The organism is Chryseobacterium sp. CH21, from assembly GCF_004119445.1.
GTDB lineage: Bacteria > Bacteroidota > Bacteroidia > Flavobacteriales > Weeksellaceae > Chryseobacterium.
In genome coordinates this window covers 21,707-35,450 of the sequence record NZ_QICI01000048.1, presented here as the reverse complement: position 1 = coordinate 35,450, position 13,744 = coordinate 21,707, and the positions used below count along the sequence as shown (strand labels likewise).

The 13,744-nt window shown below is 36.5% G+C and carries 17 protein-coding genes; 3 read left to right on the top strand and 14 right to left on the bottom strand.

Annotated features, from left to right (window positions below):
- Positions 1 to 39: 39 nt before the first annotated feature.
- Positions 40 to 606 carry an energy transducer TonB gene (locus BOQ62_RS09380; RefSeq protein ID WP_129038933.1) on the bottom strand — a complete coding sequence of 189 codons (567 nt, stop codon included), beginning with the start codon at positions 604 to 606 and terminating at the stop codon, positions 40 to 42.
- Between the two features lie 6 nt (positions 607 to 612).
- Positions 613 to 1,860 carry a peptidase T gene (gene pepT, locus BOQ62_RS09375; protein WP_129038931.1) on the bottom strand — a complete coding sequence of 416 codons (1,248 nt, stop codon included), beginning with the start codon at positions 1,858 to 1,860 and terminating at the stop codon, positions 613 to 615.
- 187 nt (positions 1,861 to 2,047) lie between these two features.
- Here pepT and BOQ62_RS09370 point away from each other — a divergent pair, with 187 nt between their 5' ends.
- A complete protein-coding gene (locus BOQ62_RS09370) occupies positions 2,048 to 2,896 on the top strand; it encodes a hydroxymethylglutaryl-CoA lyase (protein WP_129038929.1) in 849 nt (282 codons plus the stop codon).
- Between the two features lie 191 nt (positions 2,897 to 3,087).
- Positions 3,088 to 3,924, top strand: coding sequence for a sulfurtransferase (locus tag BOQ62_RS09365; RefSeq protein WP_129038927.1), 837 nt, complete (start codon positions 3,088 to 3,090; stop codon positions 3,922 to 3,924).
- 55 nt (positions 3,925 to 3,979) lie between these two features.
- Here BOQ62_RS09365 and BOQ62_RS09360 read toward each other — a convergent pair whose 3' ends face one another.
- The 10 genes from BOQ62_RS09360 to BOQ62_RS09315 form a co-directional block, all read right to left on the bottom strand.
- Complete coding sequence (locus BOQ62_RS09360) at positions 3,980 to 4,306, bottom strand: SUF system Fe-S cluster assembly protein (RefSeq protein ID WP_034691980.1); 327 nt, start codon at positions 4,304 to 4,306, stop codon at positions 3,980 to 3,982.
- A gap of 3 nt (positions 4,307 to 4,309) precedes the next feature.
- The gene (locus BOQ62_RS09355; RefSeq protein ID WP_129038925.1) at positions 4,310 to 5,011 is read right to left on the bottom strand and encodes a 3'-5' exonuclease; all 702 of its coding nucleotides are present in this window, start codon (positions 5,009 to 5,011) and stop codon (positions 4,310 to 4,312) included.
- Positions 5,012 to 5,029: 18 nt separating this feature from the next.
- On the bottom strand, positions 5,030 to 5,377 hold the full coding sequence (locus BOQ62_RS09350; RefSeq protein WP_129038923.1) for a tRNA-binding protein: 348 nt from the start codon (positions 5,375 to 5,377) through the stop codon (positions 5,030 to 5,032).
- Positions 5,374 to 5,883, bottom strand: coding sequence for a hypothetical protein (locus BOQ62_RS09345; protein WP_129038921.1), 510 nt, complete (start codon positions 5,881 to 5,883; stop codon positions 5,374 to 5,376). Before BOQ62_RS09345 ends, BOQ62_RS09350 begins: the two co-directional genes overlap by 4 nt.
- 146 nt (positions 5,884 to 6,029) lie before the next feature.
- Positions 6,030 to 7,040, bottom strand: coding sequence for a trypsin-like serine peptidase (locus BOQ62_RS09340; protein ID WP_164976714.1), 1,011 nt, complete (start codon positions 7,038 to 7,040; stop codon positions 6,030 to 6,032).
- A 73-nt stretch (positions 7,041 to 7,113) separates the two neighbouring features.
- A complete protein-coding gene (locus BOQ62_RS09335) occupies positions 7,114 to 7,959 on the bottom strand; it encodes a caspase domain-containing protein (RefSeq protein ID WP_129038918.1) in 846 nt (281 codons plus the stop codon).
- 270 nt (positions 7,960 to 8,229) lie between these two features.
- Complete coding sequence (locus BOQ62_RS09330) at positions 8,230 to 8,874, bottom strand: response regulator transcription factor (protein ID WP_129038916.1); 645 nt, start codon at positions 8,872 to 8,874, stop codon at positions 8,230 to 8,232.
- Positions 8,871 to 9,641 (bottom strand): sensor histidine kinase, encoded by a 771-nt coding sequence (locus BOQ62_RS09325; RefSeq protein ID WP_129038914.1) that lies wholly within the window; start codon positions 9,639 to 9,641, stop codon positions 8,871 to 8,873. Before BOQ62_RS09325 ends, BOQ62_RS09330 begins: the two co-directional genes overlap by 4 nt.
- Before the next feature lie 78 nt (positions 9,642 to 9,719).
- Positions 9,720 to 10,298: a hypothetical protein gene (locus BOQ62_RS09320; protein ID WP_129038912.1), complete on the bottom strand. Its 579-nt coding sequence runs from the start codon at positions 10,296 to 10,298 to the stop codon at positions 9,720 to 9,722.
- 14 nt (positions 10,299 to 10,312) lie between these two features.
- Positions 10,313 to 10,867, bottom strand: a complete 555-nt coding sequence (locus BOQ62_RS09315) for a hypothetical protein (protein ID WP_129038910.1) — start codon at positions 10,865 to 10,867, stop codon at positions 10,313 to 10,315.
- A 247-nt stretch (positions 10,868 to 11,114) separates the two neighbouring features.
- Here BOQ62_RS09315 and BOQ62_RS09310 point away from each other — a divergent pair, with 247 nt between their 5' ends.
- On the top strand, positions 11,115 to 11,984 hold the full coding sequence (locus BOQ62_RS09310; RefSeq protein WP_129038909.1) for a RimK family alpha-L-glutamate ligase: 870 nt from the start codon (positions 11,115 to 11,117) through the stop codon (positions 11,982 to 11,984).
- 47 nt (positions 11,985 to 12,031) lie between these two features.
- Here the strand turns inward: BOQ62_RS09310 and BOQ62_RS09305 are convergent, their stop codons facing one another.
- Together BOQ62_RS09305 and BOQ62_RS09300 are read right to left on the bottom strand one after the other, a co-directional pair.
- Positions 12,032 to 12,511: a hypothetical protein gene (locus BOQ62_RS09305; protein ID WP_129038907.1), complete on the bottom strand. Its 480-nt coding sequence runs from the start codon at positions 12,509 to 12,511 to the stop codon at positions 12,032 to 12,034.
- A 188-nt stretch (positions 12,512 to 12,699) separates the two neighbouring features.
- A complete protein-coding gene (locus tag BOQ62_RS09300; protein WP_129038905.1) occupies positions 12,700 to 13,524 on the bottom strand; it encodes a universal stress protein in 825 nt (274 codons plus the stop codon).
- Positions 13,525 to 13,744: the final 220 nt, after the last annotated feature.

Genomic DNA, 13,744 nt, shown 5'->3' with positions numbered 1-13,744 from the left:
AAAAAGAAAAACCCGCTTTCACAAGAGCGGGTTTTGATATTATTTCTTAAAAACGAATGTTAAAGGGAGAGAAACAGTAGAAGATACAGGTTTTCCTTTGTCTTCTGCGGGTTTCCATTTTCCTTTCTCTCGGATTCTGTAAAAAGCAGCTTCAATGAAGGCATTTACATCCTCATTATTCCCTTTTACACTAGGATCAAGGGCATTTCCTTTAGAATCCACCACAAAGGTCATTGTTACTTTATAAGAATCCGAATAAAAATTTAAAAAATTAAGATTAACAGCTTCGGATAATTGCTTTTGGAAAGCTGCTTTACCCTTATCATATTCCGCTTCTTTAGTAACTTTTGTTTTTACAGGAGGATTTGCTGCGATCATTTTCTTATCGTCAAGAGAGGCCTTATCCAAAGTCTCTTTGTAAGCAGCGATTTTATCCTCTGTTAATAGCCATTCTTTCTTCGTTCTCAAATCATTAGGCTTAGGATATTTGTTATACAGAGCCGTTTTCTTTCTCTCATAGCGGGAATCTGCCCTCTGAAATTCAGAAACCTGGGCACTGCCGAAAATAAAAGTGAAAATGAATGCTGATGCTAAGACCTTTTTCATGATTTATTAAGCTTTTACAATATTAATAATTACTTCAGTTGCTTTCTCCATGCTTTCCAGAGCTACATATTCGTAAGGTCCGTGGAAATTGATTCCTCCAGCGAAGATATTCGGGCATGGAAGTCCCATATAAGAAAGCTGAGCTCCATCTGTTCCTCCTCTGATGGCTTTGATCTTAGGCTCTATACCAGCTTCAGTCATTGCTTTTGCAGCAAGATCTACAATGTGCATTTTACCTTCAAACTGCTGCTTCATATTTCTGTATTGCTCTTTGATTTCCACTTCAGCAGTTCCTTCACCATGTTTTTGGTTGAATTCAGCTACTTTTCCTTCCATGAATTTCTTTCTGGCTTCAAATTTATCTGCGTCATGATCACGGATGATGTATTGAAGTTTTGCTTCGGAGATATCTGCTGTAATATCCATTAAGTGATAGAATCCGTCAAAACCTTTTGTTGTTGAAGGAGTTTCGTTGGCAGGAAGCATTTGAGCAAATTCCGCAGCTAAAAGAGCCGCATTGATCATTTTTCCGTAAGCATAACCTGGGTGAACGCTCAATCCATGGATTTTTACTACAGCTCCGGCAGCATTAAAGTTTTCATATTCTAATTCTCCAACTTCTCCACCGTCCATGGTATAAGCCCATTCTGCGCCAAATTTAGTGACATCAAACTTGTGAGCTCCTCTTCCGATTTCTTCATCCGGAGTAAATCCTATGGCAATTCTTCCATGTTTGATCTCAGGATGAGCAATAAGATATTCAGCAGCAGTTACAATTTCTGCACAGCCTGCTTTGTCATCAGCACCAAGAAGAGTCGTTCCGTCAGTGGTAATTAATGTCTGACCGATATATTTTTTTAAGCTTTCAAATCTTGAAGGAGATAAAGTGAATCCTGTTGCCTGGTTCAACACAAGGTCATTTCCGTCATAGTTTTCCCAAACCTGAGGTTTTACATTTTCTCCGCTGAAGTCTGGTGAAGTATCATAGTGTGAAATAAACCCGATCGTAGGTCTGTCATTGTTTTCAAGGTTAGAAGGAACATAACCCATAATATAACCGTTACTGTCTATTGAAACATCCTCAAGACCGATGGTCTTCAGTTCTTCAGTAATATAATTGGCAATATCCCACTGGCGCGGAGTAGAAGGAGTAGTTTCACTTTCTGCATCGCTGGTTGAATATATTTTTACATAGCTAAGAAAACGGTTCAGTAATTTTTCTTTCCACAATGGGTTGAATTCTATTGTACTCATCAGATATCATAAATTTTAACAAAGTTAGCAAATTTGATGCTGAGAATACATTATTTGCGATTTAATATCAGTTATTGAAATTATTAATCAGATATAAATCTTTGAAAATCAAAATAGTGTTAGCTTTGTATGTACAGTATACTAAGTAGTTTAGTTTTATTATATTTGAGAAAATCAAAAAGTAACAATGTTTCTTACCGAATGTCCTAGAGATGCTATGCAGGGATGGGGAGAATTTATCCCTACCGATAAAAAAATAGATTATATCAACTCCTTGATGGATGTTGGCTTTGATGTATTGGATTGTCTGAGTTTTGTTTCTCCGAAAGCGATTCCGCAGATGGCCGACTCTGATGAGGTAGCCAAAAATATCGATAAATCACGTTCCAAGACTAAATTTTCTGCCATCATTGGTAACTATAGAGGTGCAGAAAAAGCGTTGAAACACCAGTCGGTAGATATTCTGGGGTTCCCGTTTTCTATTTCCGAAACTTTTCAGCACAGAAATACCAATAAAAGCCAGGAAGAAGCTTTTGATGAAATCATTAAAATGCTTGACCTGGTAAAAAGCGAAGGAAAACAGCTTAATATCTACTTCTCTATGGCTTTTGGAAACCCATATGGTGAAATGTGGAAATGGGAAGATGTTGACCAGTGGGCACAAAGATTCTCTGACATCGGAGTGAAAGATATCTTATTATCAGATACTACCGGAGTAGCAACTCCGGAAACGATTGCTCTTTTGTTTGAAAAAATACCTTCAAAATATCCGGAGATTAACTTCGGGGGACATTTTCATAACCGTTATGAAGATTCTTACTCAAAATTAAAAGCGGCTTACGATAAAGGCTGCAGAAGATTTGACAGTGCTATCAAAGGAATCGGAGGATGTCCTATGGCTAAGGATGATCTTGTGGGAAATATGCCTACGGAACAGGTTATCAACTTTATGAGTGTTGAAAAAGCAGAGCATAAACTGAATCTTCTGAACTTTGAAAGCTCTTATAACAAGGCGAAGGATATTTTTCATTTTTAAGAAGAATAATTATAAGTTTCATACATGGAGCTTTGATGTCCATAGCTAAATTTGTCATTCCATAGGAATCCATACTCTATTAAAAATATGTGTAGAGATTCCTATGGAATGACAAAATACAAATGAAGTGCATGTATTTAAATATAATTGATATTCAGAATCAAATTTAAAACTAAACCAAAATCAACAAAATGTCTCCAATCATCTTATCATCCGAACTCAAAAATATTCCAACAGAAAATCTTGTTATTCTTGATGCCAGAACTGGAAAAGACGTAAAGAAGAATTATCTTGAAAAACACATTAAAGGAGCCAGATTTATTGATCTGGATAATGATCTGGCTGAGATAGGAGAAAATGCAGCTTTCGGAGGCAGACATCCGCTTCCTTCTGTAGAAAAATTTGCTGAAACCCTTTCAAATCTTGGAATTGCTGAAAATTCTCATGTTGTTGTGTATGATGATAAAAATGCTTCCAATGCAGCAGCAAGAGCATGGTGGATGTTAAGATCTTTTGGAATTGAAAATGTTCAGGTTCTAGATGGCGGAATGCAGGCGGCAGAAAAAGCAGGTTTAGAGTTTTCTTCTGGGGAAGAAATCTTTGATATAGCTACTTTAATTAAAAAAGACAACTGGAGTCTTCCTGTATCTAGTCTGGAAGTTGTTGAAAATGAATTAAAAAACGGTTCTTCTACGGTTGTTGATGTGAGAGATGCTTATCGCTATAAAGGTGAATCTGAACCTATTGATCTGGTCGCCGGACATATTCCGGGGGCAATTAATATTCCTTTTTCTGAAAATCTTGATGAAAACGGAAACTTTCTGAAGCCAGATGTTTTAAAAGAAAAATATAAGCAGTTATTAGAAAACAAGTCTGAGCATCTGATTATTCATTGTGGATCGGGAGTTACTGCTTGTCATACTATTCTAGCTTTGGATTATGCCGGATTTCCAATGCCTGACCTTTATGTAGGTTCATGGAGTGAGTGGAGCAGGAGAGAAGGAAAAGAAATAGCAAAAGATATTTAAAAACAAAACCCCCGAAAGAATTCTTTCGGGGGTTTTATATTGTTAAAGGTACTATTTAAAGCATTCCCAGCTCAAACTTTGCCTCTTCGCTCATCATATCCTTATTCCAGCTAGGTTCGAAAGTAAGCTCTAAATCTACACTTTTTACGTTCTCTACTTCAGCTACTTTATCTTTTACTTCCTGAGGAAGTGTTTCTGCAACAGGACAGTTGGGAGTAGTAAGGGTCATTATAATTTTTACGTCAGCATCATCGGAGATCTGGACATCGTAAATCAGCCCTAATTCGTAGATATCTACGGGAATTTCGGGGTCATATACGGTTTTTAGCACACCAATGATTTCCTCACCAATGTCAGCAATTTGATCGTCTGTAAATTTCATTTTTTAATCTAGATTGATATTCCTTTTCAACAAATCTTCCTGGCGCATACGTCGGAAAATATTTGCCAAAGTTAAGACATCTTTTTCACAATAGTCAACAATTCTCTGCAAGTCTTTTTCTATGTAGTAAATTGATGAAACCATTGAGCCGTCAATATCATCTTTCGGAGTGGGAATTCCAAAGACATGAGCCAGTAGTTCAAGCGATACAAAACTTTTATAATCCCCGAACTTCCACAGTTCCATAGTGTCTATGTGAGGAATCTCCCATGGTTTTTTTCCGAACATCTGGAATGGAGCAGGAGGTTGCATTCCATTGATAAGATATCGTCTGGCAATCCAGGGAAAATCAAATTCCTTTCCGTTATGAGCACAGAGAATGACATTATAAAGCCTTGGACTGTTGAATATTTCTCCAAATTCCTGAAGCATTTTCTTTTCATCGTGCCCGGAAAAGCTTTTTATTTTTAATGTTTCATTCTTTTCAACCATTCCGATGGTAATGCAGATGATTTTTCCAAACTCAGCCATAATACCGGCTCTGTTATAAAATTCTTCTGCAGAGACATCGTCTTTTCTCTGAAATTTTGTTTTTTTATCCCAGAGATGCTGATCGGTTTCGGATAAATCATCCCATGATCCGGCCTGTGGAACGGTCTCGATATCAAGGAATAAAACTTTTTCTAAAGGTATGTTCTGTATCATATGTGTTTTGTTAGGTGTCTATCCTACCTGCATTCCGTTTTTTGTGGGTAATGAAGGGGCTGAAAGCGTAACATCTTTTTTATCCTCACCATATAATCCCAGCACAAGACATTCACTGAAGAAATTGGCAATCTGTTTTTTAGGGAAATTGACAACAGCTAAAATCTGTTTTCCTACAAGTTCTTCTTTTTCATAAAGAGAAGTAATTTGTGCAGATGATTTTCTGATTCCTAAATCCCCGAAGTCGATCTCCAGCTGGTAAGAAGGATTTCTTGCCTTTTCAAAATCATTCACAGAGATTATGGTTCCGCATCTGATGTCTATCTTTTCAAAATCTGCCCAGGTGATGTCTGGTTTTACTGTCATGGTAATTCGTTGATTAAATGTTCTACTTCTGTTTTCTGTTCTGCATATTTTTGTTGTAACATGGAACCTTCACCCATTCTTTTGTAATATTCCAGAGCTTTGCCGCCGAAGAATTTTTTATGAAAATCTGAAACTTCAGGTATCTGTGGGAAAACTTTATGAAAAAGCATCTCATAATACGCCTGAAATTCTCTTTCATTTTTGTCTTCAATGACATTTCCAGGAGCTTTTTGTCTTACATGGAGCATTTCGTGAGCCACCATATTCAGAACAAGGTTCAGGTCAAAATCAAATAAATTTCTTGGGATCATGACCGTTTGTGGCCCTCCCAGATCGCCTTCTGCTGTAAGAAGCATTGAGGTAGGAGACAGTTCCTGCCTAAATCCAAACCCTGCAAAGTTTTCATGCTCAAGATCAAAAGAATGGATCAGGTATTTTGCGGCGTCCAGAATCTGGTCATGTTCTTTGTAAGCTTCAAGGTGTAAATTGATCTGCTCGAAATTCATCTGAAATATGTTTTAAACAAATGTATTAAAATATTGAGAATACAGAAAAAGATTACTTAAAAATGAAAATTATAGCAGAGCTAAATTTGAATAATATAAAAATCCCGCCTTTAAAGGCGGGATCTTATTGAAACTAAAAAAATAAATTAAGGATGTTCATTTCTCGCTCGGATGACCAGGTTGACTAAATCTGAGCCGCCACTTGCAAAATTATCACTTGGATTATGCGCGCTTTGAGTAGCCACAGCATATGGAGAACCGTCCCAATATCCCCAGAAAGGGCCTCCGCTTTGTCCAGGCCATATATCTGCTTTATGGCTCATGCTTTCGTTGTCATCTGCACTCCAGAAGTCTCCATCCAGAGCAATTCCCGTTTGGTAGGTTGGTCTTTGCGTTCCTGTAAGGTCTCCCGGATATCCTGCGTGAGTCCAGTAAGCACCTCCATCCCATGAGTCAGAGTATGATTTTGAGCCTAACCAGCCTGTACTGTTTCCGATAGGTCTGTCTAAGACAATCACTACATAATCATATTGGATTTCTGTAGAGTCGATGGTAGGGCCAGCTACTTTATACTTGTAATAGGTTAGTGTACCCCAAGCCGTTCCGTACGGAGCACTTCCGTTATAATACATTGGCGTGAATTTCAGCCATCCTGTTGTATTATTGGGCTTCCAGTCTACAATATGAGAACAGGTAAGGAGGTGTCTTGGCCCGATCATCACGCCGCTTCCTGATCCTAAAGAACTTTCTACTCTTCCTACACATCTCCACGGATAGGCTGTAGAATTATATACCTTTCTTTGATCTGCTCCAAAAATAGTTCGTGCATTTTCCGGAGTCAGGAAAGAATCTCTTTCAATGAACTTAGGTTTTCGGTCTTTTTTAGGTTCCAGTTTGGGATTGTATTCAAAATCAGCATGGGTAGGGTAGAAATGGTCAGTTTCCAGAGATCTGTTTTCTGCTGTTTTTTCGTCCATAGGCATTCCTATAGTTTTCATCCCTTTAGGAAAAGTTCTTCCGTTAATAGTTTCCATAGCCGGAGCCTGGTTGAATAATTTTTCAATAGCTGATGGTTTTTCAGATGATTTTGCTTTTACAGTTCTAAGTCTTAAAACCTCTTCAGCAGTCATTGGGTTGTTGTTTTCAATTTTTGACATGATCATTATTTTTAATCTAGTGTGTTCCTACTCTTTTGATGGCTTTTCGGATTCCGCCGGTATAGTTTTATGGTTAAGTGAATATTTTTTGTGAAAATTCTGCAGTAATGCTTTCTGTCTGGTTAATTTGCGCTGCTCCCATTGCAGCTAAGGCGATAGCAACCTGTTTGTCAAGTGTTTTTCTTACAATGCTTCCATTCGTAGCTCGTAATATTTTACAGAAATGATAGGTGAAATATCCTCGTATTTGTCCACTCATATTACCTTCCATAGATACCTGATTGTCTTTCGCGGCGGCCCATAATGTATGATTCATTCCGGCAACAGGGACTAATGCTTTAGTCAATACAGTTGATTTTTTTGAACTTTTAGAAGCCTCCATTTCACTGGCATACGTCAGATAAAATTCATCTTCCAGCATTGGCGGAATATAACGGGCCGTTTCATTAAGAAAATCCGCTTCCAGTCCCAGATCCATTTTTCGGGTTCCTGTTCCGGAATAACAGCAGTCGAAAATAACTTCCATATTCACTCCGGCCTTTAGCTTGCTGAGAACCGTTTTAAAATCATCATCACGAATAACGCCGTTATTGGCATAATCATGTGGACAGATGGCTTCGTCCAGGCCATCCAGTTCCAGATCTGATCCGATATTCGCCACTCTGGTTCCGTGTCCCGAATAATAAAAAACAAGAGAATCTCCTTTTACGCTTGTGCTGATCATGGATTTCAGATAGTTCAATATATTCGCTCTTGTGGCATTTTGATTGGTCAGGATTTTAATCTTTGCCGGACTAAAACCACAGATCACCAATGTGTTTGCCATATCTCTCGCATCATTTACACAACCGTTAAGATCCGGACCTCCGTATCCGATGGGTGCATAATCATTAATACCTACGATAAGTGCTTTTTTCATTGTATTAGTTTTGAAAATATTCCCTACTCTGTTTCGGCTTTTCGGGTTCTGCCTTTTGGTGTTTTTTTCTATGACAAAATTCCATCATTCTGAGGGACGAAAACAGAGGAGAAAACCGTATTTTGAAAAAGGTAAAACACCTTTTTGTTTGTAAATGAGATTGTTATGTAATTGAAAATCCGGCAGCTTGAAAAGCTGCCGGATTCGTAAAAAGAATGTAAAGATGTTTTTATAGAATAATAAATGAGTTTAAAAAGTTGGACTATTCAATCAGCACAGATCATGTTTCAAGGCAAAAAGAACCAGCCCCGCTCTGTTTTTTATATCCAGTTTTACAAAAACCGAATCTCTATAGCCGTCAATGGTTTTAGGGCTCAAACACATCTTGTCTGCAATTTCTTTGTAGGTAAGTTCACTGCAGGCCCATTTTATAAACTCTTTTTCTCTGTCTTTCAGTTCGGAAAGGAGGGAAGCATTTTTCATTTCCTCTGTTTTTACTTTCAATAATTTTTGGGCAACGAAATCTGTATAAAAGCTTCCTTTTTCGAATACAGTATCTATTGCCTGAAAGAGAATAGAAGGCTGCATATCTTTCAGCAGATATCCTTTGGCACCTGCTTTCAGCATTCTGATGAGCACTTTTTCATCATCATCCATCGTCAAAGCAATCACTTTTATATCAGGATAATGCTCGGTAAGCCATTCTGTCGTTTCTATACCATTTTTATAAGGCATATTAACATCCATCAGTACTACAGCGGGTAATTCAGAAGCTTTTTCCACACCTGCAATAAATTCTTCTCCGTTGGGATGATTCATAATTACCCGATATTGAGTGTTTTCTGTGATCATATTCTCCAGTGCTTTGGAGATTAAGGTATGATCATCAACGATCGCTATGGGAATAGTTTTCATAATAAATTTTTGTGATAGGTTATCAAAGTTTGTGTTCCTTTATTCAGTTCTGAGTGTATAGACAATTCAGCATGAATCAGTTTGGCCCGCAGTTCCATATTTTTCAATCCGGAGCCGTCTTGAATACTGCTGGTATCAAAGCCTCTTCCATTATCGGAAATACTGATGTGTAGTTTTTCACAGTCATCTTCCATCTGTATGGAAACATTTTTGGCTTTGGAGTGTTTCAGAATATTGTTGATGCTTTCCTGGACGATCCTGAAAAGGATGAGACCATGTTTAGGAGTAATATCAATATCCTGCTTTTGAGTGATGAATTCTATTTTTAATAATTTCAGTTTTTTGATCCTGCTGACCTCTCTTTCTATGGATTCTGCCAGTCCGAAATGAATAATTTGCTCGGTAATCAATGTTTTGGATAGATTTCGGATGTCCTGTATACATTCCCCTAATAATTCATTCAGCTCAATCAGGTCTTCTTTTTCTGAACTTTTTAATTTGGTAATCAGTTGGTTTTGACGAAGCCGGACCACAGAAAGTTTTTGTCCCAGATCATCATGCAATTCCTGCCCGATGTAGTTTAAGGTTTGCTCTTTCATCTCTACCTGTGAAGTTGCCAGTTCCTTTTCAAACCGGAGATCTTTTTCCTTTTGAGCTATCAGCAGCGTTGTCTTTTTCTTGATAAAGACCGTATAGATGAAGATCATTGTCAAAACAATGATGAATAAAGTAATGGTGAAGATGATGACCAAATTATTCTCTTCCATATCTAAGAAGCATTTATCGGGTTTTTTCCTGTTTGTTTCCTAATAAACCGAATATCAGGATACTGTTGCTGATCAGATTCAGCATAAATAAAATGAAGAAATAAATACTTTCTGAAACCGTAGTTCTGAAAAACAGAATCGGAATACTTCCGATAAAAAAATCAGCAATGCCACTGATATCCAGAAAGGCAGGTAATTATTAATTCCCAGTATCTTATCCGAATTGAAAGTCTGGTACAGGAACAAAATAATAGAAAATAACAGCAGGAGAATGTCTACATACAGCATATTAAAAGAAAAATGATGAAGCAGATCATCCTCTGTATAAAACATGAAAGCAATGTTAAGAACAAAAAGAATCAGAATGATAATCTGCATCTTTTTGAGCAGCGGAACATACAGTAATTGGTAATAATACAATAAATACAAAAAAAAGACAATCATTAAAAATCCAATCACATAAAAGATGTCCGTAGGAAGGCTTGTCAACTTGAAATAGAAATAACAGAAAATATCGATCAGGGAAAACAACAGATATCCAATGATAAAAAACAAATTTTCTTTTCCGGTTTTTCTATATTTGATAATCATTAAAACCATTACTATAATGGATATGATTATCGATATCTGTTTCCCTGTTTCAATATTCCAGTTCATAATTTTGTGTTTTTTTAAGGCATTGTTCCTGACAGCGTTTTTGGTGGTGGTGCCAGGTTGGTCATGTTCATAGATTCTATAGAAGGTACATCCGTATTTTCTTCGGTAGAGGCAGATCTGGCCATTGCATTGGTTCTTTCTCGTTTTTGGGCGGTAGGAACTAAAAATATAGTCTGATAGCCTGCATATTCCGGTTTTGCCATTCGGTTTTTAGGATGATTCAATGGGTATTTTCCCATGTAAATCCTGATTCCCGGATTTTTTAATTTTTGTTTCCTGGCATTTTCTTTTACATACTTTATATAACCTTCCATATCTTCCAGTGAGAACCAGTACCATCGCGAGTCGGGTTCACCATTTCTGGATTTCATAAGAACTTCATGATTGGTTCTTGTGTATTCATCAAAAAGAACTCTGCCTTCACGATAGCTGATCAGTTTCTTTTTATAACTGTTACTAACGGGTTCTTTAGGTGGCTCGGAGCAACGGGTACAGCTTAGCAGACAAAAAGCCAGAACAAGCGCTGTACACAAAGGAGTTAAAATCTTAGTAAAAAAGTAAGTTTTCATTTTTATGGTGTTTAATTTTATTGAACAAAATTAGCTAACGATACAACTATAAAAAAGAGGGAAAACACTGTTTTTATCCATTAATAAATTTACGACTTTTTGATATTCAGTTGAATATGATCTATCGATTTGTTTTTATTTTATGAAAATATTCCAATTGTACCCTTCAAAATAAAAAAATCTGTGTCTCTGTTTATTTATAAGGTATCCCGAAATTGAATCACCAATAAAAATTCAAAGCAGAAGCATGAAAATCACAATAACAGGTTATAAAAAAGAAGAAAGATTCTCACAGGGGGTAACCAATGATGAAGATACAGAGCTGATTAATTTTTTAATCAATAAAGGCTTAGACATTGTTCCAACCATCTGGAATGATCCCAATGTAGTTTGGAGCAGTTATGATGTCGTTATCATTAAATCTCCATGGGATTATCATAATCATTTACATGAATTTCTGAACTGGCTGAACAGTCTTGAAAAATTAGGAGTAAAGGTCCTGAATCCCGTCGGAATTATCCAGTGGAATAGTGATAAACACTATCTTAAAAATGTTGCAGAAAAAGGACTTCCGGTAATTCCTGCAGAATATCTTGAAAAAGGAACTGTATTGAAAAGGCATTTTTTTGATCATTTTAATACTGAGAAACTGGTTGTAAAACCCTGCGTAAGTGCCGGAGCACAGAATACCATTACGGTAAGTAAAGATAATTTTGATGAACGTTCGGCAGAAATTGAAACCCTTTTGAAAGAACAGGATTATATGGTGCAGCCTTTTGTAGAGGAAATCAAAAACGGAGAATGGTCATTTTTGTTTTTTAACGGAAAATATAGCCATTGCTCATTAAAAACACCTAAGCAGGGAGATTTCAGGGTGCAGCATTATCATGGTGGAAGCATCAGTTATCCTGTACCGGATCCATTACACATAGAACAGGCGGGATTGTATTTGAAAAGTCTGCCGGAGGAAACTCTTTATGCAAGAGTGGATGGGGTTTTAATCAACAATTCATTTCATTTAATGGAGCTGGAATTGATAGAACCCTACTTATTTTTGAATGGGAATCCGCGTCTATTAGAAAATTACTATCAGGCATTAATCACTTTGATTTCTTAAAAAATGGTCTGCCAACTTCCATTTTAAGGTGTTTTTCTTTGGAAGAACTACTTGATGACTTCAAATTTCAGAATAGGCATTACGGGTGTATCGTCTGCAGGATCTGTACTGCTGAAAAAATACAATCCTTCATTTGTTGCTTTCAGGATAAAACCGTTTTGGGGATAAGCTGAATTTGGATTGTTGCTTTTTACCGTATAAGTTATACTTCCTGAAGTAATATCTTCATTCATATTGCATTTAATTTCCTTAATAATAAAGTGAGTTACTATATTTTCCTGTTTGTTCGGTTTCCGAACATTTGTAATGATGGTAGATTGAAGAGGATCTATGATTATTTCCGTTGGAATAAACATTTCAAAATTGTTCTTAGCCAAAACGATTTTATCTGAAACCAGCTTCATCTTTTGCATACATTGTTTGCTGTTATCTTTCTGTTCTTTATTGTTTTGCGCCGAGAATGGAATACATCCAATAAATAAAACGAAAATAATTAAATATCTATACTGAGAAAAAAGATAAGACATAATGGTTTTTGTTTTTTAATTAGAAAATATTCCTTAGAAGCTTTCTGTTCTATTGGCAATAATATGAAATTAAAATAAAAACAGGACCGGAAATCAATTCTCTGGTCCTGTAAAACAAGATTAAGTGTAAAATTTAGCCCTTAAAGGGAAAAAGGATAATTCAAATGAGAACAGATTTTTATTGATTCTTAATCTATGTTTAGGGGGATTGATAGTAATGGTACTTTATTTTTGTAAGCCATAATAGCTGTTTTACTTCGATGGAAAAGAGATTCCACAAGGTTATATTTGTATGGAACCATTGTCAGAAGATCAGGGTTGGTCAGTCTTATTTCCTCTTCAATTGCCTTGATAACTTCGATGGATTGAATCATTTTAAAGCTGTATTTAATGTCGTTCAGATCATATCCGGAGTTCAGATCAATATCATGAATAACCTCTGCAAAATCCTTCAGGCTTTCACTTACGTTGAATACCTCAACCTCAGCATTGAATTCATTAATGAAATAATAAATATCATTCATGGCAGACCAGGTCATGCTTTTGTGAGTATCATAAGCAAAAAGGATTTTTCTGATTCCAGTATATTCGATGTGTGCGGGAATAATTAAGATGGGCTTTTTAATCCTGTGAATGGCCCTTGTAACACTATTTCCTAAAAGCTTTTGCTCAAGAGTTTTTTCTGCCATTCCCATCACAAGAAAATCACATTTATGAATCTGGATACAGTTTTCAAGTTCTTCGATAAAATTGCCGGAAGCCAGATGGTACCCGGTTTCTATAGCATACAAAGCATTAAGTTTTGTTGCTTTATGTTCCAGTTTTTTCTGATTTTTAAGCGTTTGAGTGTAGAAAAAATCAGCCGAAGCCTGAGCATTCAGAGCATGAATAGAAATGGTTTGCAGATTAAAAAGGATAATCCTGTATTTATTTTCTTTAGCCATAGAAGCAGCATAATGAGTAGCGTTTTCAGCTTCCTGAGAAAAATCTGTGCAGACAATTATTGTTTTCATTGTACCGGATTTAATACCACAAAACTATGATAGACCGTAGTTCTCAGATCATAAAAATAAGGTGACGTTGCATAAAATGATGATGAAATGTCTTTTTCAGGTGATGAACCGTCACATCCATTTGAAGTGTGCTATTTTACGTTTCAGGCCTCGTTTTGGTGGTCTCGCCTAAAATAGAGAATACGCATATAAAATCTATTTCTATATTTACATTCATAAA

Coding starts and splice junctions, on each gene's coding strand:
- BOQ62_RS09380 (WP_129038933.1), bottom strand. CDS start 606: ATGAAAAAGGTCTTAGCATCAGCATTCATTTTCACTTTTATTTTCGGC.
- pepT (WP_129038931.1), bottom strand. CDS start 1,860: ATGAGTACAATAGAATTCAACCCATTGTGGAAAGAAAAATTACTGAAC.
- BOQ62_RS09370 (WP_129038929.1), top strand. CDS start 2,048: ATGTTTCTTACCGAATGTCCTAGAGATGCTATGCAGGGATGGGGAGAA.
- BOQ62_RS09365 (WP_129038927.1), top strand. CDS start 3,088: ATGTCTCCAATCATCTTATCATCCGAACTCAAAAATATTCCAACAGAA.
- BOQ62_RS09360 (WP_034691980.1), bottom strand. CDS start 4,306: ATGAAATTTACAGACGATCAAATTGCTGACATTGGTGAGGAAATCATT.
- BOQ62_RS09355 (WP_129038925.1), bottom strand. CDS start 5,011: ATGATACAGAACATACCTTTAGAAAAAGTTTTATTCCTTGATATCGAG.
- BOQ62_RS09350 (WP_129038923.1), bottom strand. CDS start 5,377: ATGACAGTAAAACCAGACATCACCTGGGCAGATTTTGAAAAGATAGAC.
- BOQ62_RS09345 (WP_129038921.1), bottom strand. CDS start 5,883: ATGAATTTCGAGCAGATCAATTTACACCTTGAAGCTTACAAAGAACAT.
- BOQ62_RS09340 (WP_164976714.1), bottom strand. CDS start 7,040: ATGTCAAAAATTGAAAACAACAACCCAATGACTGCTGAAGAGGTTTTA.
- BOQ62_RS09335 (WP_129038918.1), bottom strand. CDS start 7,959: ATGAAAAAAGCACTTATCGTAGGTATTAATGATTATGCACCCATCGGA.
- BOQ62_RS09330 (WP_129038916.1), bottom strand. CDS start 8,874: ATGAAAACTATTCCCATAGCGATCGTTGATGATCATACCTTAATCTCC.
- BOQ62_RS09325 (WP_129038914.1), bottom strand. CDS start 9,641: ATGGAAGAGAATAATTTGGTCATCATCTTCACCATTACTTTATTCATC.
- BOQ62_RS09320 (WP_129038912.1), bottom strand. CDS start 10,298: ATGAACTGGAATATTGAAACAGGGAAACAGATATCGATAATCATATCC.
- BOQ62_RS09315 (WP_129038910.1), bottom strand. CDS start 10,867: ATGAAAACTTACTTTTTTACTAAGATTTTAACTCCTTTGTGTACAGCG.
- BOQ62_RS09310 (WP_129038909.1), top strand. CDS start 11,115: ATGAAAATCACAATAACAGGTTATAAAAAAGAAGAAAGATTCTCACAG.
- BOQ62_RS09305 (WP_129038907.1), bottom strand. CDS start 12,511: ATGTCTTATCTTTTTTCTCAGTATAGATATTTAATTATTTTCGTTTTA.
- BOQ62_RS09300 (WP_129038905.1), bottom strand. CDS start 13,524: ATGAAAACAATAATTGTCTGCACAGATTTTTCTCAGGAAGCTGAAAAC.